The sequence below is a fragment of the Hwanghaeella grinnelliae genome (assembly GCF_004005845.1).
Lineage (GTDB): Bacteria > Pseudomonadota > Alphaproteobacteria > UBA8366 > Aestuariispiraceae > Hwanghaeella > Hwanghaeella grinnelliae.
The window spans coordinates 1,847,618-1,866,760 of sequence record NZ_SADE01000001.1 but is presented as its reverse complement, the minus strand read 5'-3'; the positions used below and the strand labels follow the sequence as shown (position 1 = coordinate 1,866,760).

The window sequence follows — 19,143 nt, the reverse complement described above, 5'->3', positions numbered from 1 at the left end:
GAAAGACAGGGCTGCGCCCTTCCCCCGATCACCGGCTATTCCGTCGATAAATTTCAACCAATCCCGTCAATGTCAGGTCAGGGTCGGTCACATGGATAGCGTCTGTCGCGTCTGCGAACAGGGCACTTAGTCCCCCGGTCGCGATCACTTTCATCGGTTCGCCGAATTCATTCTGAATCCGGGAAATCAACCCCTCCACCATGGAAAGGTAACCCCAATAGACACCGGATTGCATGGCCGGAACGGTGGCCTTTCCAATAACGGTTTCCGGCCGTGCGATCTCAACGCGCGGAAGTTTCCGTGCCGCCATATATAATGCTTCGACCGACTGATGCACGCCCGGCGCCAAAACCCCGCCACGGAAGTTACCGTCCGCGTCCGCGATGTCGAAAGAGGTTGCCGTCCCGAAGTCCAGCACCATCAACGGACCACCATATTTCACATGCGCAGCGATCACCCCGACCAGACGGTCGGCACCGACCTGTTCGGGCCGGTCTATGAGGACCTCAATGCCCAGTTTTGTAGTCTTTTCCCCTACGACAAGCGTGGGCTTAGGTACGTATTTTTCGCACAACCGTTTCAGGTTGAAGAGTGTTTCGGGAACGACACTGGCGACCACACAGGTTTCTATGTCGTCGAACGTATAGCCATTCAAGGACATCAACTGGCTGAGCCAGACGGCGTATTCGTCGGCCGTCCGGCGCGGGTCGTTGCCACAACGCCAGGATGCCAGCGGCTTCTCACCGTCATGCACGGCGAAAACCACGTTCGTGTTTCCGCTATCGATCAGCAGCAGCATGTCATGCCCTCATTCTTCCAGAATGGATCATATTGATGTGCCCGGGCCATCCTGCAAGCCTCAGCCTCTAACGTCGGCGGAATTCGGGAAGATAATATCCCCTGCGGAAATCGTCATGATCTCACCGTCCGGACGGCGCAGTCGCAATGCCCCGTCGGTATCGAGGTCTTGGAAAACGCCGGTCACGGATCGATCGCTTAGATTGGCCGTCACTTCCGCCCCCAATCCCTTGGCGTGGTTCAACCAGGCGCTTCGGATTGGGGAAAAACCGTCGTGGAGCCACAGTGTTCGCCATTTCTGCAATTCCACGACGAAAGACTGCAACAATTGGCCGGCCGGAACATAGGCATCCTCAGCCAATAAACTGGTGGTTCGGTAAGGCATCCCGTCAGGACTTGAGGCAACATTGACGCCACACCCGATCAAAATCCAACGGCCGCCAGCTTCAAGCTCCAGCAGCAGACCGGCAACCTTTGCGCCACCGATCAAAACATCGTTCGGCCATTTCAGGCTTAGCTTGTCCGCCAAGGGTGGGCGCAGGTCAATTAGCGCGGAGTGAAGCGCCAAAGCGGCGACGAAGGAACATTCCGCCGCATGGGCCAGCGGGACCTCATTCCTGACGGCAACGGTCATATAGAGATTGCCTGCGGGTGACACCCAGTTTCGTCCACGGCGGCCCCGCCCGCCGGTCTGGGTGTCGGCCCAGACGACTTGCGCAAGATCAGGGTTGGGGGCAACCAATGAGCGCGCCTCGTCCATCGTGGACGTTGCCGACTCCAAATGATGCAGGGCATAGCCCGATGGTAGAACAGGTGTGTCGGTCAGCGTCATTGTTGTTCCCGCATCCGGGCGCGGACCGATTTGGGTCCTACCCTCCGAACAGCGAGGCCGCCGCCGCGGTCGCCGGGTCGGTAATGCCCGGCAGATAGATGAAAAGCACGGCAGTCAAAAGGCCGGAGACGATCATAACGCCGCGCAGCCCCATGGTTTCCACCTTGTCGAAGGCTTCAACCGGCTCATCGAAATACATGATCTTGATGATCCGCAGGTAGTAGAAGGCCCCGACAACGCTGCTGACAGCGCCGATGATGGCTAGCGCATAGAGCTCTGCGTTCAGTGCCGCCATGAAGACGAAAAACTTGCCGAAGAATCCGGCCATGGGCGGGATCCCCGCCATTGAGAACATCAGAACCATCAAAAGGACCGCCATGGCCGGGTTCGACTTACCCAAGCCGGCAAGGTCCGTGATGTTTTCGACCATGCGGTTCTGAACCTTCATGCTGAGAATACAGGCGAAGACACCGACATTCATGATCAGGTAGATCGCCAAATAGATCAGGACGCCCTTCAGGCCTTCTTCATTGCCGGCGGCCAACCCCATCAAGGCATAACCGATATGACCGATGGAACTGTACGCCATAAGGCGTTTGATATTGCTCTGCGCAATGGCCGCGAAAGCACCGAGCAGCATGGAGGCGACAGACACCAGCCAGATGATCTGGCCCCAATCCGCGACGAGGTCGCCGAACGGTCCCAGCATGGTGCGCAGGAAAAGCGCCATGGCGGCGATTTTCGGGGCGACGGCGAAGAAGGCAGTCACCGGGGTCGGCGCCCCTTCATAGACATCAGGCGTCCACATATGGAACGGCACTGCGGAGACCTTGAAGGCAAGCGCGGCGATCAGGAAAACGATGCCCACGATCAGCCCCTTGGACGTGTCGTCACCGGTAAGAGCGAGCGCGAGCGTATCGAACTGGGTGGTGCCGCTGAAACCGTAGATCAGCGAGCAACCGTAAAGCAGCAGGCCCGATGACAATGCGCCGAGCACGAAGTATTTCAGGCCGGATTCCGTCGATCGGATGGAGTCGCGCTGGAAGGATGCGACGACGTAGAGCGAAAGGCTCTGTAATTCCAGGCCAATATAGAGCGACAAGAGGTCGTTCGCCGACACCATCATCAGCATGCCCAGCGTCGCGAAGGTCACCAGGATGGGGAATTCGAACCGGTCCATCTTCTCCCGTTGGACATAGCCTTCGCTCATGATAAGCGCGACGACCGAACCGATCAGGATCAGGACTTTCATGAAGACCGCGAAGTCGTCGACCACGAAGAAGCCGAACAGCGCTTCCTGGCGGCCCCCACCGACATGCAGAACCAACCCGCCCGCGAAGACCAAGGCCACGATCGCCAAGGTGCTGACCACCCGGTAGGCGTTTTCCGCCTTCACGAAAACGCCGACCATCATCATCGCCATTGCGGCGCAAGCCAGAAAGATTTCCGGCGATGCTGGCATCATGACAGGCAGTTCAGTCATCTTGCTTCAATCCCAACCCAGTTCCGTTCGCGCCATTTTCAGTCGTGGCAGTGAAACGGATAAATCCCAATAATCGACCCTACTTGGCCCAACCGAATGCGGCGCTGGCCACATCCACGACACCCGGCGCACCGGCCGCCAAAGCGGTCTGATAATCCGCGACGACCTTCTGAACCGACACTTCGATCGGATCCAGGAAGGTGGACGGATAGATCCCCATCCACAGCACCAAGATGATCAGCGGCGCGAAGATAGCGATTTCCCGCATGTTCATGTCCTTGATGGACATCAGATCTTCCTTGGTAAGCTTGCCGAAAACGACCCGGCGATAGAGGTAGAGCATATAAGCCGCGCCCAGGATCATCCCTGTGGCAAGACCAGCCGCAAGCCAAGTTGATTCCTGATACGCACCGACCAGGATCAGAAACTCGCCAACAAACCCGCTGGTGCCAGGCAGACCGACCGACGCCATGGTCATAAGCATGAAGATCAGCGCGTATTTCGGCATCCGCTCGACAAGGCCGCCATAGCGTTCGATTTCGCGCGTATGCATCCGGTCATAAATCACGCCCACACACAGGAAGAGCGCGCCGGAAACCAAGCCGTGGCTCAACATCTGAATGACGGAGCCGGAAATAGCCTGTTCATTGACGCTGAAGATGGCCGCAGTGACGAACCCCATATGAGCGATCGAGGAATAGGCTATCAGTTTTTTCATGTCTTGCTGCACCAGCGCGACCAGCGAGGTGTAGACGACAGCGATCACCGACATCCAGAAGACCAATGGCGCAAAGAAGGCCGAGGCTTCCGGGAACATCGGAAGCGAAAAGCGAAGGAAACCGTACCCGCCCATTTTCAGCAGCACACCGGCCAGAATGACTGACCCCGCCGTCGGGGCCTCCACATGGGCATCAGGCAGCCAGGTATGGACCGGCCACATCGGAACCTTCACCGCGAAGGAGGCGAAGAAGGCCAGCCACAGCCAGGTCTGCAATTGCGGGTCGAAACCGAAAGCCATCAAATCTTCGATGCTTGTGGCGCCGACCTGCCAGTACATCACCAGGATGGCGACCAGCATCAGAACGGAACCGAGCAGCGTATAGAGGAAGAATTTGAAGGCCGCGTAGATGCGGCGCGCGCCGCCCCAAACACCGATGATAAGGAACATCGGGATCAGTACGCCCTCGAAGAAGATGTAGAAGACGACGATGTCCAGCGCGCAGAACATGCCGACCATCATGGTTTCTAGAACCAGGAAGGCGATCATGTATTCGCGCACGCGCTTCTTGATCGCTTCCCAACTGGCCAGGATGCACAGCGGCGTCAACAGGGTCGACAACAGCACGAACCAGATGGAAATGCCGTCGACGCCCATCTCGTAATTGATGTTGAAGCCGGGAATCCAGGCGATCTTTTCAACCAATTGGAAGTCGGCGGTCGACCCGTCGAACCCGGCAAACACAATCAACGACGCAGCGAAAGTCGCCAGCGACGTGAACAACGCAGCCCACCGCGCGTTTCTAGCGACATCCTCCTCTTCGCCCTTGATCAGGACGAGAATGAAGATCGCCCCCACCAACGGCAGGAAGGTCGTTATCGACAGCCATCCAAATCCTTCGAACATGCGTCAAACGCTCCCCACGCTGGTTCAGCCAGCGAACACGTACCAAGAAACGAACGCCACGACGCCGATCAGCATCGCAAAGGCGTAATGATAGACATAACCGGTCTGCAGCAAGCTAGCGCCCTTCGAGACCTTGACCGTGGCGCCTGAAATTCCATCCGGACCGAAATGATCGATGGTACCCTGGTCGCCCTTTTTCCAGAACATACGGCCCAGCGCGAAGGCGGGCTTCACGAAAATGGCGTCATACAGTTCGTCGAAGTACCACTTGTTCAAGCTGAACCGATAGATACCGCCCAACCGTTCCGCGATGCGCGGCGCAGTGGCCGGCGACTTGCAGTAGATCAGATAAGAAAGCCCCAACCCGATCAGCCCAACAACCAACGGCGCGGATTTCACCCAGAACGGACTGTGATGGGCATTCTCCAGCGCTTTGTGCTCATCCAGGATCAGGATCGAATTGCCCCAGAAGGTGCTCATGTCATGGCCCACGAAGCCGCCATAGAAGAAAGCGCCCGCGAACAGCGACCCCAGGACCAGAATGACCAGGGGCGCCCACATCACCGCCGGCGATTCATGCACATGCGCGAAGGTCTTTTCATCGCAACGCGGATCGCCATGGAAGGTCATGAACAATAGGCGGCCAGAATAGAAGGCTGTCATGAAGGCCGCGATAATGCCAAGCCAGAAGGCGTATTGGCCGAACCAAGTATGGGCCCCATATGCCGCTTCGAGAACGATATCCTTGGAATGGAACCCGGCGAAGCCGATATGCGTGCCCGGAATACCGAATCCCATCAGCGCCAATGATCCGATCCACATGAAAGCGTAGGTCAGCGGGATCATCTTTGCCAAACCGCCCATGCGGCGCATGTCCTGCTCGTCGGACATGGCATGGATCACCGAGCCGGCGCCAAGGAACAGCAGCGCCTTGAAGAAGGCATGCGTGGTCAGGTGGAACATGGCCGCCGGATAGGCGCTGACGCCCGCCGCAAAGAACATGTAGCCCAACTGGGAACAGGTCGAATAGGCAATGACCCGTTTGATGTCCGTCTGTGTCAGGCCGATCGTGGCCGCAAAGAACGCGGTCGATGCGCCGACGATGGTGACGACCATCAAGGCAGTTTCGGAATATTCGAAGACAGGCGACAGACGGCAAACCATGAAGACGCCGGCGGTCACCATGGTCGCGGCATGAATCAGGGCCGAGACCGGTGTCGGGCCTTCCATCGCGTCCGGCAGCCAGGTGTGCAGGCCAAGCTGCGCCGACTTACCCATCGCGCCCATGAACAACAGCAGCGCGACGACCGTGATGGCGTCGAACTCCATGCCCAGGAAGACCAACGTCGTTTCCGTCAGGGACGGCATCGCGTCGAAAATCACATCCAATTGCACGCTGCCGGTCAGGACGAACATCGCGAAGATGCCCAGCGCAAAGCCGAAATCGCCGACGCGGTTGACTAGGAAGGCCTTGATCGCCGCGGCACAGGCGCTGGGTTTGTGGAACCAGAAGCCGATCAGCAGATAGGAAGCGACGCCGACGCCTTCCCAACCGAAGAACATTTGGACCAGGTTGTCCGCGGTCACCAGGGTCAGCATCGCGAAGGTGAAGAAGCTGAGATACGCGAAGAAGCGCGGCACCGCCGGGTCGTGGTGCATATAGCCGATGGAATAAATATGCACGACCGCGCTGACCGTCGTCACCACAATCAGCATGACCGCCGTCAGCGAGTCGATCCGTAGAGCCCAGTCGAAAACGAAATCGCCGGAAGCCACCCAGGTGAACAGCGTGATGGTTTCGCTCGATCCGGAACCGGTCACGCGGAAGAAGACGATCCAGCTCAAAATCGCCGCAATGACGATGAAGAGGCAGGTGATTACCTGCGCGCCGAGGTCGCGGAGCACCTTGCCGAAAAATCCGGCGATGATCGCGCCCAACAGCGGAAGGAATACAATGGCTGCTTCCATGACCGGGATATCCCCTACCCTATCTTCTACTCATCAGCGGTCCAACCGGACCGAAACGTTAAAATCAAACCGATTGCGGCCAGTGCCGCCCCGGTCCTAGCCCTTCATCGCGTTGATGTCGTCCACCGCGATGGAGGCGCGATTGCGGTAGTAAACCACCAGGATCGCCAACCCGATGGCGGCTTCCGCCGCCGCGACGGTCAGAACGAAAATCGCGAAGATCTGCCCGACCAAGTCGTTCAAGAAAGTTGAGAAACTGACCAGATTGATGTTCACAGCCAGCAGCATCAACTCGATCGACATTAGAATGACGATGACGTTCTTCCGGTTCAGGAAGATGCCCATCAATCCCAACGTGAACAGGATCGCCGCGACCGTCAGGTAATGAGCGAGGCCGATTTCCCACATTAGATTCCGCTCCCCGTCTGTACCTTGACCACTTTGACTTCATCTTTGGAACTGCGCGCGACCTGATCGCCGATGCGCTGGCGCTTGACGCCCGCGCGCACCCGATGGGTCAACACAATCGCGCCGACCATGGCGACCAGCAGGATCATGCCCGCGCCCTGGAACAGATAAACGTATTTCGTATAGAGCAGCATGCCGAGCGCTTCGGTATTGTGGACATCAGCCGCCGGTGGTGTCGGTGATGACGCGATCACGGCCGTTTCCGAATTGAAGGCCCAGCCCGCGCCGAGAAGAACCAGTTCCACCAGCAGGATCAGACTGATCACCGCGCCGATCGGCAGGTATTTCGCAAAACCGGCGCGCAGTTCGGCAAAGTTCACATCCAGCATCATGACGACGAACAGGAACAGCACCGCAACCGCGCCAACATAAACGATGACCAAGATCATCGCGAGGAACTCGGCACCTTGCAGGACGAACAGCCCCGCGGCGTTGAAGAAGGCCAGGATCAGAAACAGGACGGCGTGCACCGGGTTGCGCGCGGTAATAACCATTACCCCGCATGCCACGGTGACGGCGGCGAACAAGTAGAATGCCAATGCCTGTACGACCATCCTATCCCCCAAGACCTTGTTAGGGCCTTTGATCCTTTTACTCGGCCCGCAGGCCCGCTATCCGGTCAAACCATCCTGGAAACAGGGCCGAAACCCTAATTCCATCAGATGGTTGCGTGTTTATCGATACGGCGCGTCGAGAGCAATATTCGACGCGATTTCCGCTTCCCATCTTTCGCCGTTCTCCAACAGTTTCTGCTTGTTGTAGAACAACTCTTCCCGTGTCTCGGTCGCGAATTCGAAATTCGGTCCCTCGACGATTGCATCCACCGGACAGGCTTCCTGACAGAAACCGCAATAGATGCACTTGGTCATGTCGATATCATAACGCGTGGTTCGGCGACTGCCGTCCGCGCGCGGTTCGGCTTCGATCGTGATCGCCTGGGCCGGGCACACCGCCTCGCACAGTTTGCAGGCGATACAGCGCTCCTCGCCGTTTGGATACCGGCGCAGCGCATGTTCACCACGGAACCGCGGGCTCAACGGCCCCTTTTCATAGGGGTAGTTGATGGTGTGTTTCGGCTTGAACATGGTCTTCAACGTCAAGGCCATGCCGCTCACCAACTCTCCCAAAAGGAAGGAACGGGCCACTCTATCCAGTGTCGCCATTTGCGGTCTCTACCTCACCTAACTCAAACCATTGCCGATCCGGTTTACCGAAATCATTTCGGCAACCAGTCGAACGCAACCAGCACACCGGCCGTCGCGACAACCCAGAACAGCGTGAAGGGAAGGAAGACTTTCCAGCCCAGCCGCATCAACTGATCGTAGCGATAGCGCGGGAACGTCGCGCGTACCCACAGGAAACAGAACAATACGAAGGCAATCTTCAGCGCGAACCAGATCACACCCGGGATCAAGTTGAACGGCGCAATATCCACGGGCGGCAGCCATCCACCCAGGAACAGGACAGCCGTCATGCCGCTCATCAGGATCATATTCGCGTATTCGCCCAGGAAGAACAGCGCGAAGGTCATTGCTGAATATTCAACGTTATAACCCGACACCAACTCGGCTTCCGCTTCCGGCAAGTCGAACGGCGCGCGGTTTGTTTCGGCGAGCGCCGAGATGAAGAAAATCACGAACATCGGGAACATCGGGATGAAGAACCAGACGGTCTTCTGCTTCTCGACGATATCGGACAGATTCAACGACCCCACGATCAGCAGGACGGAGACAATCACGAAACCCATCGAAACTTCGTAGGAAACCATCTGCGCGGCCGACCGTAGCGCACCCAGGAAGGCGTATTTCGAGTTCGAGGCCCAACCCGCGATGATGATGCCGTAGACCCCAAGGGACGAGATCGCGAAGAGATACAGGATCCCCACATTGATATCGGCCAGCACCCAGCCCGCATCAAAGGGAATCACCGCCCAGGCGACAAGGCTGAGAATGAAGGTCAGCATCGGTGCGAAGATGAAAAGGAAACGGCTCGATCCCGCCGGGATGATGGTTTCTTTCAGGAACAGCTTGGCCCCGTCCGCGAAGGGTTGCAGCAGGCCGAACGGTCCGACGACGTTCGGGCCTTTTCGCAACTGCATCCAGCCGATGACCTTACGTTCGGCCAGCGTCAGATAGGCCACGGAAATCAGCAGCGGCAAGACGATGCACAAAATGAAGAAGACAATGGTCCCAGTCGGCAGGACATAGTCCGACCACCAAACGCCTTCGAACCAGGTTTCGGGATTAACCATCGGTGCCGGTCCCCTGCTCCGCTTCTCCGTTCAAGATCACCCGGGTGCATTCCGCCATCGTTTCGGATGCCCGGCTGATCGGATCGGTTACATAGAAATTATCAATCGGCGAAACGAACGCGGCAGAGGACATATCCCCCGGCGTCCCGAAATCCCCCCATTCGGCCGTGGGCGCGCTATCGATTTCGATCATATGCGCGCATTGACCATGGATCGCCTGACGCAAGTCGCCAAGATTGTCATACGGCAAGGTCTGGCCGACGACCGCGGAAAGCGCGCGGAGGATTGTCCAATCCTCGCGACCGTCGCCCGGCGGGAAAACTGCGCGCCGTGCCAGTTGGACCCGGCCTTCCGTATTCACATAGATGCCAGGTTTTTCGGTATAGGCGGCGCCCGGCAGAATGACGTCGGCCGCATGGGCGCCCGCATCACCGTGATGGCCCTGATAGATGACGAACGCATCTTTCAACTTGGCCATGTCGATTTCGTCGGCCCCCAGCAGATAAACCACCTTCACCGACCCATCGGCGGCACCGTCCAAAATGCCCTGGGTATCCAAACCGTCCTTGCCCGGCGCGAAACCGATATCCAACCCGCCGACCCGGCTGGCGGCCGTCGTCAACACGTTGAAACCATTCCAGCCGTCTTTCACCATGCCGGTTGCGTCGGCCAGGGTATGAGCAGCGGCCATGATCGCGTCCCCGTCATCCCGCGCAACAGCCCCCGGGCCCAAAATGATCATCGGCTTTTCGGCATTCTTCAGGATGTCCAGGAAGGAATGTTTGCCGTCGGCAAGGTCCTTCAGGCTGTCCGGACCGGCCCCGACATAGTCGTAATCATAGGTCAGATCTTTCTGCTCACCGATCAGCGCAACCTTCAACCCGCCGGCGAGCCAGCGTTTGCGGATCCGCGCATTGATGATCGGGGCTTCCCAGCGCGGGTTGGACCCGACGATCAGCAGCGCGTCGGCCTCCTCAATCCCGGCGATTGAGCTATTGAACAGATAGGAGGACCGGACATTCGGGTCGACCTTGGCGCCGTCCTGACGGCAGTCCATGTTCGTCACGCCTAGCCGGCCCAGAAGGTCCTTCAGCGCATACATGCTTTCAACATCACACTGATCGCCAGCAATCGCGCCGATTTGGCCCGGTTCGGCACCGTTCAGTTTTTCCGTGATCAGAGAGAAGGCCGATTGCCAGTCCGACGCGGCCAGCTTGCCGTTTTCGCCTCGGACGAAAACACGGTCCAACCGGCGCTTGCCCAAGCCGTCACAGGCATAGCGCGTCTTGTCGGAGATCCATTCTTCATTCACGTCTTCGTTCAGGCGAGGCAGAACGCGTAGGACTTCATTCCCACGGGCATCGACGCGAATATTGGAGCCGACACCGTCCATAACATCGATGGATTCGGTTTTCTTCAATTCCCAGGGACGGGCGTTGAACTTGTAAGGACGCGAGGTAAGCGCGCCGACCGGGCAAAGATCGATGACATTGGCCGACAACTCGCTGGAAACCGCCTTTTCGAGGGTCGAAATCTCCGCCCCCTCACCGCGGTTCAGCAGCCCCATATCTTCCACGCCGCCGACTTCCGTCGAAAAACGGACGCAGCGTGTGCAATGGATGCAACGCGTCATGATCGTGCTGATCAGCGGGCCCATGTATTTGTCTTTGACGGCCCGTTTGTTCTCATGGAATCGGCTGCCGCCGACGCCATAGGCCATGGCCTGATCCTGCAGGTCGCATTCGCCGCCCTGGTCGCAGATTGGGCAATCGAGCGGATGATTGATCAGCAGGAATTCCATGACGCCGTTGCGCGCCTTCTTCACCATCGGACTGTCGGTGAAGACTTCCATATTGTCACCGGCGGGCAGCGCGCAGGAGGCCGCGGGTTTCGGCGGCCCTGGCTTCACTTCCACAAGGCACATACGGCAGTTGCCGGCGATCGACAGCCGTTCGTGATAGCAGAAACGCGGAACTTCGACGCCTGCCTGCTCGCAGACCTGAAGGACGGTCATGCCCTTCTCGAATTCCACTTCCTCGCCGTTCAGTTTGAGTGTCGGCATTCCGCCCTACCCCTCGCTTAAAACCGTACGCACCAGAATTCTATTCCGCAGCCGCCGCCGGCATGGCGACGCGCGTGCGGTTCTTGATCCGGTCTTCGATCTCGTCACGGAAGTGACGGATCAATCCCTGAACCGGCCATGCCGCCGCGTCGCCCAGCGCGCAAATCGTATGTCCTTCGATCTGCTTGCTGACGTCGAACAGCATGTCGATTTCCTCAATCTCGGCCTCGCCCTTCACCAGGCGTTCCATAACGCGCCACATCCAGCCTGTGCCTTCCCGGCACGGCGTGCATTGGCCGCAGCTCTCATGCTTGTAGAAATAGCTCAACCGCGCGATTGCCTTGATGATATCGGTCGACTTGTCCATGACGATGACCGCCGCCGTTCCAAGGCCCGATTTCTGCTCTTTCAACGCGTCGAAGTCCATCAGCACATCGTCGCAGATATCCTTCGGCAGGCAGGGCACGGAAGATCCGCCCGGAATCACCGCGAGCAAATTGTCCCAACCGCCCCGAACGCCGCCGCAATGCTTTTCGAGCAGCTCTTTCATCGGAATGGAAAGCGCTTCTTCAACATTACAGGGCTTGTTCACATGACCTGAGACGCAAAACAGTTTGGTCCCCGCATTGTTTTCCCGGCCGAAACTGGAGAACCAAGCGGCTCCCCGACGCAAAATCGTCGGTGCAACGGCGATGCTTTCCACGTTATTCACAGTGGTCGGGCAGCCCCAGAGGCCGGACATCGCCGGGAATGGCGGCTTCAGGCGCGGTTGCCCCTTCTTGCCTTCCAGGCTTTCCAGCAGCGCGGTTTCCTCGCCGCAAATATAGGCGCCGGCGCCGTGATGAATGTAAAGATCGAAATCAAAGCCGGAGCCACAGGCGTTTTTGCCGATCATGCCGGCTTCATATGCCTCAGCAACAGCGGCCTCCAACACCTTGTATTCATGACGGTATTCGCCACGGATATAGATGTATGCGGCATTGGCATTCATCGCAAAAGACGCAACGAGGCAACCCTCGATCAGCTTGTGCGGATCGTTCCGCATGATTTCCCGGTCCTTACAGGTTCCGGGTTCGGATTCATCCGCGTTGACCACTAGGTAGGCCGGGCGTCCGTCCGATTCCTTCGGCATGAAAGACCATTTCATGCCGGTCGGGAATCCCGCGCCGCCACGACCGCGCAGACCGGACGCCTTCATCTCTTCGATGATCTTGTCCCGCCCGAGTTCGATCAGCGCCTTGGTGTTGTCCCAATCGCCACGTTTTTTCGCCGCTTCCAAATTCCACGGATGATACCCGTAGAGATTGGTGAAGATGCGGTCCTTGTCTTCCAACAATGTCGTCATCGTCAGTCTCCCGCACCGGAATTCGGCGCATTCGGCGCATCCGCCGTCTGCGGTGCCGGGCCGGTCAACAATACGGTCGGGCCGCCTTCCGGCTCCGACGTTACACGGCCAATCTGCGATCCCAATGCCGGCTGCCCGCCTCCTTTGAGAGTGTCGAGCACGTTGATCAGCAGTTCAGGCGTCAGATCTTCATAGAAATCGTCGTTGATTTGTACCATCGGCGCGTTGCAACAGGCGCCCAGGCATTCGACCTCGGTCAGGGTGAAGGTCCCATCTTCGGAGGTCTGGCCATGACCGATGCCGAATTTTTCCTTCACCGCTTCCATCAAGGCTTCCGCACCGCGCAACATGCAAGGCGTGGTGCCGCAAAGTTGGATATGGAACTTGCCGACCGGTTTCAGATTGATCTGCGTGAAGAAGGTGGCGACTTCCATGACCCGGATATACGGCATCTCGAGCTTCTCGGAGATCGCTCGCATGGCCGCTTCGGTCACATAGTGTCCGTCTTCGTGATTCTGTTCCTGGGCCAGGAACAGACAGGCGAGCACCGCCGACTGCTTCCGCTCCGGCGGGTACTTGGCAATGTTCCTCTCCACTTCCGAGAGGAACTTGCCCGTGAATTCAAACGTTTCGCCACTCATCGATCGATCTCACCAAACACAACATCCATGGCGCCAAGCACCGCCACCGAATCCGCCAACATGTGGCCCTTGCAGACGTAGTCCATCGCTTGCAGATGGGCGAAACCCGGCGCGCGAATCTTGCAGCGGTACGGCTTGTTCGTACCGTCGGATACCAGATAGACCCCGAACTCGCCTTTCGGCGCTTCCACGGCCGTATAAGTTTCACCGGCGGGAACGTGGAATCCCTCGGTATAGAGTTTGAAGTGATGGATAAGCGATTCCATCGACCGCTTCATCTCACCCCGATCCGGCGGCCCGACCTTCCCGTCGGTCGTCATCACCGGTCCTTCCGGCATTTCCGCCAGGCACTGCTTCACAATGCGAAGGGACTGGCGCATTTCTTCGACGCGGACCAAGTAACGGCTGTAACAGTCCCCGTTCTTGCCGACGGGAATATCGAAATCCATCCGGTCATAGACATCATAGGGCTGCGCCTTGCGCAGATCCCACGGAATGCCGGACCCACGCAGCACCGGCCCGGTGCAGCCCCAGGCCATAGCGTCTTCCGGCGTAATGATGCCGATATCGACCGAGCGCTGCTTGAAGATGCGATTCTCCGTCAGCAGGCTTTCCATTTCGTCGATGAACTTCGGGAAAGCGTCGGCCCAGGCCAGAATCTGGTCGGCCATCCCGGCCGGCATGTCCTGATGAACGCCACCGACCCGGTAATAAGCCGCATGGAGACGCGCCCCGCAGACGCCTTCATAGAACTCCATCAGCTTTTCGCGTTCCTCGAAGGCCCAGAGCATCGGCGTCATGGCGCCGACGTCCAGCCCATAGGCGGGCACGTTCAGAAGATGGTTCAGAAGGCGGGAGATTTCGGCGAACAGAACACGCATGTATTGGCCGCGTTCCGGCACTTCCAAGCCCAGCAGTTTTTCCGCCGCCAGCACGAAGGCGTGTTCCTGGCACATCGGCGCGACGTAATCGAGGCGGTCGAAATAGGGAATCGACTGAAGGTAGGTCTTGTATTCGATCAGCTTCTCGGTCCCACGGTGAAGCAGACCGATATGCGGGTCGAGCCGTTCAACAACTTCCCCGTCCATCTCCATCACCATCCGCAGAACCCCGTGCGCCGCAGGATGCTGCGGCCCGAAATTCATCGTCAGGGTCTTGATCGTCGGGTCTTCTGGCTTCCCGCCGAGGGATTCGGCAATCGATTCGGCGCTCATGCCCCTTCTCCCTCTTCCTTCGTCGCTTTCTCGTCACCCGGCAAAACAGGCGTCATACCTTCCCAGGGCGACAGAAAATCGAACTTGCGAAAATCCTGTGTCAGTTTGACCGGCTCATAAACAACGCGGCGCTGTTCGTCGTCGTAGCGCATTTCCACATAGCCGGTCAGCGGGAAATCCTTGCGCAGCGGATGCCCCTCGAATCCATAATCGGTAAGGATGCGACGAAGATCAGGATGTTCGGTGAAGAACACGCCATACATGTCCCAGACTTCGCGTTCGAACCAGTTCGCCGACGGCCAAATCCCCGAGACACTTGGGACCGGTGTTTCCTCGTCGGTCTGAACCTTCAGGCGAAGTCGCAGGTTATGCTTCAGACTCAACAGGTTGTAGACCACATCGAAACGCTTTTCGCGATCCGGATAGTCCGCACCGCACACATCGACACAAAGCTTGAACAGGCAATTGGCGTCGTCACGCACGAATTTGGCGACACGCGTAATGGATTGCGCATCCACAATCACGTCCAATTCGCCCAGCGCCACCGTCTTTTCGACGATCTCGGTGGGGAATTTCGCGGCGAGATACTCGCCCAGTTCAATCACCGCTTCCGTTTTTTCGTCCATCACGACCAATCCATCCGAGGCCTTGAAATCCACAGCTACCGGCAAGCGCCGCCATCAGCGGGCTATCGTGCCCGTTCTGCGAATTTTCTTCTGCAACTGCATGATGCCATAGACCAGCGCTTCCGCCGTCGGCGGACAGCCCGGAACATAGATGTCGACCGGAACGATCCGGTCACACCCGCGCACCACGGAATAAGAATAGTGGTAGTACCCGCCCCCATTGGCGCAGGATCCCATCGAAATGACCCAGCGCGGTTCGGCCATCTGGTCGTAAACCTTGCGCAGCGCGGGAGCCATCTTGTTGGTCAGCGTACCGGCGACGATCATCACGTCCGACTGGCGCGGACTGGCGCGCACAACGACGCCGAAGCGGTCCAGATCGTACCGCGGCATATAGGCGTGAATCATCTCAACCGCACAACAGGCCAGACCGAATGTCATCGGCCACATTGAACCCGTCCGCGCCCAGTTCACCAGTTTGTCGACATTGGCGATGACAAACCCTTTGTCCTGGAGTTCGTCATTGACCGTCTTCAGGATCGCGTCCTGGTCCGCACCAGGGGGAACAGGTGCCCCCACATTGGACGTCACGGACATGGCAACCATCTCCACAAATCGTTACGGAAGGTCAGAACCGGCAAAGCAACACACGCCGACCCGAACTACTCCCACTCAAGCGCACCTTTGCGCCACTCATAAACGAACCCGATGGTTAGAATCCCGAGGAACACCACCATCGACCAGAAACCGAACAATCCTATTTTCCCGAGCGACACGGCCCAGGGAAACAGGAAGGCTACTTCGAGGTCAAAAATGATGAAGAGCAGTGTCACGAGATAGAACCGGACATCGAAACGGCTGCGCGCATCGTCGAACGCTTCAAACCCGCATTCGTAGGCAGACAGTTTCTCGGAGTCGGGATGCTGCCGCGCAACGATCATACTGGCGACGATCATCACAACGGATAGACCTACGGCAATCCCCAAGAAAACGAGGATTGCGAAGTATTCGCTTAACAGGTCTTCCATTCGCCCCTCCCCGGTAACGAGCTCAATGGATGGAACCAACCCTAATCCGCCCGCCGCGTCAACGGCTGAAACGGAAAGGCAGGTAGCAAACTATAACCTATCGCAATGTCACACAAATTTCGGCTTTAAGCCAGAAAATGCATGCGTTGGATCAGTTGTGTCGGACAGGTATACCGCGCCAATGCTGCACTGCAAAGATTTCGGCGTAAAGCAGCGCACATCAAGGTCACTGAGATGCCTTCCGGTCTGGCGCTTGACAGGGAATGGCGCGAGTGACGGGGCTCGAACCCGCGACCTCCGGCGTGACAGGCCGGCGCTCTAACCAACTGAGCTACACCCGCATTCTGATCGGCGATTTTCGGTCCAGAGACCGTCCCCGCCGCAGCGATGCGCGTTACTAATGCTGCCCCCCGGCAGTGTCAAGCAATGCACACCCGACAATGTTAAAAATATTTCATTTGTCACCGCGCCAATAGGTTTCGCTGGAAACCCTACTTTTATTGCGATATTTTCTCCTCACCTGAAGGCGTCAATCGGCGTTTCCAATTTCCGTTATTGATACTGTTTAAATCCGACCGAAGTGCTCTGTTCCCCAATGATTTTTCGGGATAAGGCGCGCCGGCCTTTTTTTTGTGGGAGTACCGAATGTTCGATCAAGGCAGCCCAGCCGAAGGTGAAAAGCTTGCAAATACGCTCGGCAATTTGCGGATATCAAATACTGATCGAGCGGACCTGATCAACGTCCTCCCCACTTTGAAAGAAGCCCTGCCGGCCATTCTGGACGGGCTGTACCGACATATGGGCGAACAACCCGGTTCGGCGAAAATTCTGGACGGGCACGATCCTGAAGTCCTGAAAGTCGCCCAGACAGAACATTGGCATGAATTGTTCAAGGGACGGTTCGACAAGGCCTATACGGACCGCACGAAAAAGATCGGGACCGCCCACATGAAACTGGGCGTCAGTCCCAGTATTTATATGGGTGCCTATGCTTTTATTCTGACCGGGCTGGTCGACCACCTTGCCATACGTCATCGTCGCCATTCCGACCGTATGGCCCATGATCTAAATCTGATTCTGAAGGCGCTTTTCCTGGACATGGATTTGGCCATATCCGTTTATCTGGAAGCCGGAGAACAAAAACGCCGCCAAGACATCGGCGAGATCGCATCGCGCATTGAGACCGAAGTCTCGTCGGGTGTGGACGCCATTAAGTCGCAAGCCGGCCGTGTCAGCAGCGAGGTCGACACCCTCGCCTTGGAAGCGGCCAAGGTTTCCAATCAATCCGACCGCGTGGCTGATTCTGCGTCACGATCGCAGCAAAACGCAGCCGTTGTCGCCGCCGCCAGCGAGGAACTCTCCAACTCCATCAGCGAAATCTACCGTCAGATCGACCATGCCCGGCAATCGGTCAAGGATACGGTCGAACAATCGCAAGGTGCGCAAAAAATTGTCGATGAATTGTCGAACTCAACCAGCGAAATCGCGAAAATCCTGGGCCTTATCACGGATATCGCTTCGCAAACGAATCTGTTGGCCCTGAACGCGACGATCGAAGCCGCACGCGCCGGTGCGGCGGGTAAAGGCTTCGCTGTTGTCGCGAATGAAGTCAAAAACCTGGCCAAACAGACGCAAAATGCTACCGAGGAAATCGGCAGCAAGGTCGATGATATCCAATCCCGCACCTCGTCGGCCGTAAACGCGATCGCCGGCGTGTCCGGCTCTATCCAGGAAATGGAACTCAGCTACGAATCGATTGCCGCGGCAGTTCAGCAGCAGAGCTCCGCCACCGACGAAATATCGCAAAATATAGCGCAAGCCGCCGATGGCACCACTGAGGTCACAAATGTCATCGCTGACGTCGCCGCGGCAGCGGCATCCGTGGAAGCCGTCGCAGACACGTTGAGCGCCGCCATGGCCGCAACGACACAGTCGCTTGGCGAAATGGACGCACGAATCGACACGCTGCTGGGATCGCTGAAAAAAGGAGTATGACTTGACCGGGAATGTGGTGGGCGGTGACGGGATCGAACCGCCGACCCTCTCGGTGTAAACGAGATGCTCTGCCAGCTGAGCTAACCGCCCTACCTGTCCGCGCGTGTCCGCAGGGACGTCAAGTGGACGCGGTGTACTCCATGGCGGTCCGGGGATCAATCACCCGCCGAACGAATTTCCCATATTGTTTTCGCGTTTTTATGCCATGCCTATATTGGTCACGGGACCAAAACTATGCGGCGAAGAGGCCAAAGCATAGGCCAAAAACACAACCGGCCGCCCAAAAGGCGGCCGGTTGGCAGTTCAATGGAAGGTCCGTCTTAGTTGACGGCGTCCTTCAAACCCTTGCCAGCCTTAAATTTCGGCTGCTTCGACGCGGGAATCTTGATGGTTTCGCCGGTGCGGGGGTTGCGGCCTTCAGAGGCCGCGCGATTTGCGACACTGAACGTTCCAAAACCAACGAGGCGAACCTCGTCACCACCTTTCAAGGATGAGGTTATGCTGTCGAAAACAGCGTCCACAGCCTTAGCGGAATCCGCCTTGGAAAGACCAGCCGAGTCGGCGACCGACGCCACCAGATCGTTCTTATTCACTGTTGAGCCCCCTTTAGCAAAGTGCGGGTTGTGAGATGCTGCGCGATATACGCGCTGTGAGTCGCACAGGGCGTTTTCTAATTCTTCCCTGATACGGCACGGATAGTACGGGGATTCAGAAAACAGCGTCAATCTCTAACCGCTGAAATGCCGCAGAATTCTGCGGTTTTTACACAGTATTCTACAGATTCGAGGCTTGCTTTTTCTCAGCATAA

The 19,143-nt window shown here is 57.6% G+C and carries 18 protein-coding genes and 2 tRNA genes; 1 reads left to right on the top strand and 19 read right to left on the bottom strand.

Annotation, left to right across the window (positions count from 1 at the left end; genetic code table 11):
• Nucleotides 1–28: 28 nt before the first annotated feature.
• The 17 genes from EOI86_RS08705 to EOI86_RS08625 form a co-directional block, all read right to left on the bottom strand.
• Nucleotides 29–799, bottom strand: a complete 771-nt coding sequence (locus EOI86_RS08705) for a type III pantothenate kinase (protein WP_127764675.1) — start codon at nucleotides 797–799, stop codon at nucleotides 29–31.
• A 60-nt stretch (nucleotides 800–859) separates the two neighbouring features.
• On the bottom strand, nucleotides 860–1,630 hold the full coding sequence (locus tag EOI86_RS08700) for a biotin--[acetyl-CoA-carboxylase] ligase (RefSeq protein ID WP_127764674.1): 771 nt from the start codon (nucleotides 1,628–1,630) through the stop codon (nucleotides 860–862).
• 37 nt (nucleotides 1,631–1,667) lie between these two features.
• Nucleotides 1,668–3,113 carry an NADH-quinone oxidoreductase subunit NuoN gene (nuoN, locus tag EOI86_RS08695; protein ID WP_127764673.1) on the bottom strand — a complete coding sequence of 482 codons (1,446 nt, stop codon included), beginning with the start codon at nucleotides 3,111–3,113 and terminating at the stop codon, nucleotides 1,668–1,670.
• A 79-nt stretch (nucleotides 3,114–3,192) separates the two neighbouring features.
• Nucleotides 3,193–4,737 carry an NADH-quinone oxidoreductase subunit M gene (locus EOI86_RS08690; protein ID WP_127764672.1) on the bottom strand — a complete coding sequence of 515 codons (1,545 nt, stop codon included), beginning with the start codon at nucleotides 4,735–4,737 and terminating at the stop codon, nucleotides 3,193–3,195.
• A gap of 24 nt (nucleotides 4,738–4,761) precedes the next feature.
• Nucleotides 4,762–6,705: an NADH-quinone oxidoreductase subunit L gene (nuoL, locus tag EOI86_RS08685; protein WP_127764671.1), complete on the bottom strand. Its 1,944-nt coding sequence runs from the start codon at nucleotides 6,703–6,705 to the stop codon at nucleotides 4,762–4,764.
• A gap of 96 nt (nucleotides 6,706–6,801) precedes the next feature.
• Nucleotides 6,802–7,113 carry an NADH-quinone oxidoreductase subunit NuoK gene (nuoK, locus tag EOI86_RS08680; protein ID WP_127764670.1) on the bottom strand — a complete coding sequence of 104 codons (312 nt, stop codon included), beginning with the start codon at nucleotides 7,111–7,113 and terminating at the stop codon, nucleotides 6,802–6,804.
• Complete coding sequence (locus tag EOI86_RS08675) at nucleotides 7,113–7,727, bottom strand: NADH-quinone oxidoreductase subunit J (RefSeq protein WP_127764669.1); 615 nt, start codon at nucleotides 7,725–7,727, stop codon at nucleotides 7,113–7,115. The genes nuoK and EOI86_RS08675 overlap by 1 nt, the downstream gene beginning before the upstream one ends.
• Nucleotides 7,728–7,847: 120 nt before the next feature.
• Complete coding sequence (gene nuoI, locus EOI86_RS08670; RefSeq protein WP_127764668.1) at nucleotides 7,848–8,336, bottom strand: NADH-quinone oxidoreductase subunit NuoI; 489 nt, start codon at nucleotides 8,334–8,336, stop codon at nucleotides 7,848–7,850.
• A 53-nt stretch (nucleotides 8,337–8,389) separates the two neighbouring features.
• Nucleotides 8,390–9,424: an NADH-quinone oxidoreductase subunit NuoH gene (nuoH, locus tag EOI86_RS08665; RefSeq protein ID WP_127764667.1), complete on the bottom strand. Its 1,035-nt coding sequence runs from the start codon at nucleotides 9,422–9,424 to the stop codon at nucleotides 8,390–8,392.
• Entirely contained in the window at nucleotides 9,417–11,486 is a 2,070-nt protein-coding gene (gene nuoG, locus EOI86_RS08660) for an NADH-quinone oxidoreductase subunit NuoG (protein ID WP_127764666.1), read from the bottom strand. The genes nuoH and nuoG overlap by 8 nt, the downstream gene beginning before the upstream one ends.
• Nucleotides 11,487–11,526: 40 nt before the next feature.
• Complete coding sequence (nuoF, locus tag EOI86_RS08655; RefSeq protein WP_127765193.1) at nucleotides 11,527–12,822, bottom strand: NADH-quinone oxidoreductase subunit NuoF; 1,296 nt, start codon at nucleotides 12,820–12,822, stop codon at nucleotides 11,527–11,529.
• An 11-nt stretch (nucleotides 12,823–12,833) separates the two neighbouring features.
• Nucleotides 12,834–13,472, bottom strand: a complete 639-nt coding sequence (nuoE, locus tag EOI86_RS08650; RefSeq protein WP_127764665.1) for an NADH-quinone oxidoreductase subunit NuoE — start codon at nucleotides 13,470–13,472, stop codon at nucleotides 12,834–12,836.
• Nucleotides 13,469–14,686, bottom strand: coding sequence for an NADH-quinone oxidoreductase subunit D (locus EOI86_RS08645; protein WP_127764664.1), 1,218 nt, complete (start codon nucleotides 14,684–14,686; stop codon nucleotides 13,469–13,471). Before EOI86_RS08645 ends, nuoE begins: the two co-directional genes overlap by 4 nt.
• Nucleotides 14,683–15,312, bottom strand: a complete 630-nt coding sequence (locus EOI86_RS08640) for an NADH-quinone oxidoreductase subunit C (protein WP_127764663.1) — start codon at nucleotides 15,310–15,312, stop codon at nucleotides 14,683–14,685. The genes EOI86_RS08645 and EOI86_RS08640 overlap by 4 nt, the downstream gene beginning before the upstream one ends.
• Before the next feature lie 54 nt (nucleotides 15,313–15,366).
• The gene (locus EOI86_RS08635; protein ID WP_193555772.1) at nucleotides 15,367–15,909 is read right to left on the bottom strand and encodes a NuoB/complex I 20 kDa subunit family protein; all 543 of its coding nucleotides are present in this window, start codon (nucleotides 15,907–15,909) and stop codon (nucleotides 15,367–15,369) included.
• A gap of 65 nt (nucleotides 15,910–15,974) precedes the next feature.
• Nucleotides 15,975–16,340, bottom strand: a complete 366-nt coding sequence (locus EOI86_RS08630; RefSeq protein ID WP_127764661.1) for an NADH-quinone oxidoreductase subunit A — start codon at nucleotides 16,338–16,340, stop codon at nucleotides 15,975–15,977.
• A 264-nt stretch (nucleotides 16,341–16,604) separates the two neighbouring features.
• Nucleotides 16,605–16,681 (bottom strand) — tRNA-Asp (locus tag EOI86_RS08625).
• A 304-nt stretch (nucleotides 16,682–16,985) separates the two neighbouring features.
• Here EOI86_RS08625 and EOI86_RS08620 point away from each other — a divergent pair.
• The gene (locus tag EOI86_RS08620; RefSeq protein WP_127764660.1) at nucleotides 16,986–18,335 is read left to right on the top strand and encodes a globin-coupled sensor protein; all 1,350 of its coding nucleotides are present in this window, start codon (nucleotides 16,986–16,988) and stop codon (nucleotides 18,333–18,335) included.
• A 14-nt stretch (nucleotides 18,336–18,349) separates the two neighbouring features.
• Here the strand turns inward: EOI86_RS08620 and EOI86_RS08615 are convergent.
• Both EOI86_RS08615 and EOI86_RS08610 read right to left on the bottom strand, forming a co-directional pair.
• Nucleotides 18,350–18,425 (bottom strand) — tRNA-Val (locus tag EOI86_RS08615).
• A 230-nt stretch (nucleotides 18,426–18,655) separates the two neighbouring features.
• On the bottom strand, nucleotides 18,656–18,928 hold the full coding sequence (locus EOI86_RS08610; protein WP_127764659.1) for an HU family DNA-binding protein: 273 nt from the start codon (nucleotides 18,926–18,928) through the stop codon (nucleotides 18,656–18,658).
• Nucleotides 18,929–19,143: the final 215 nt, after the last annotated feature.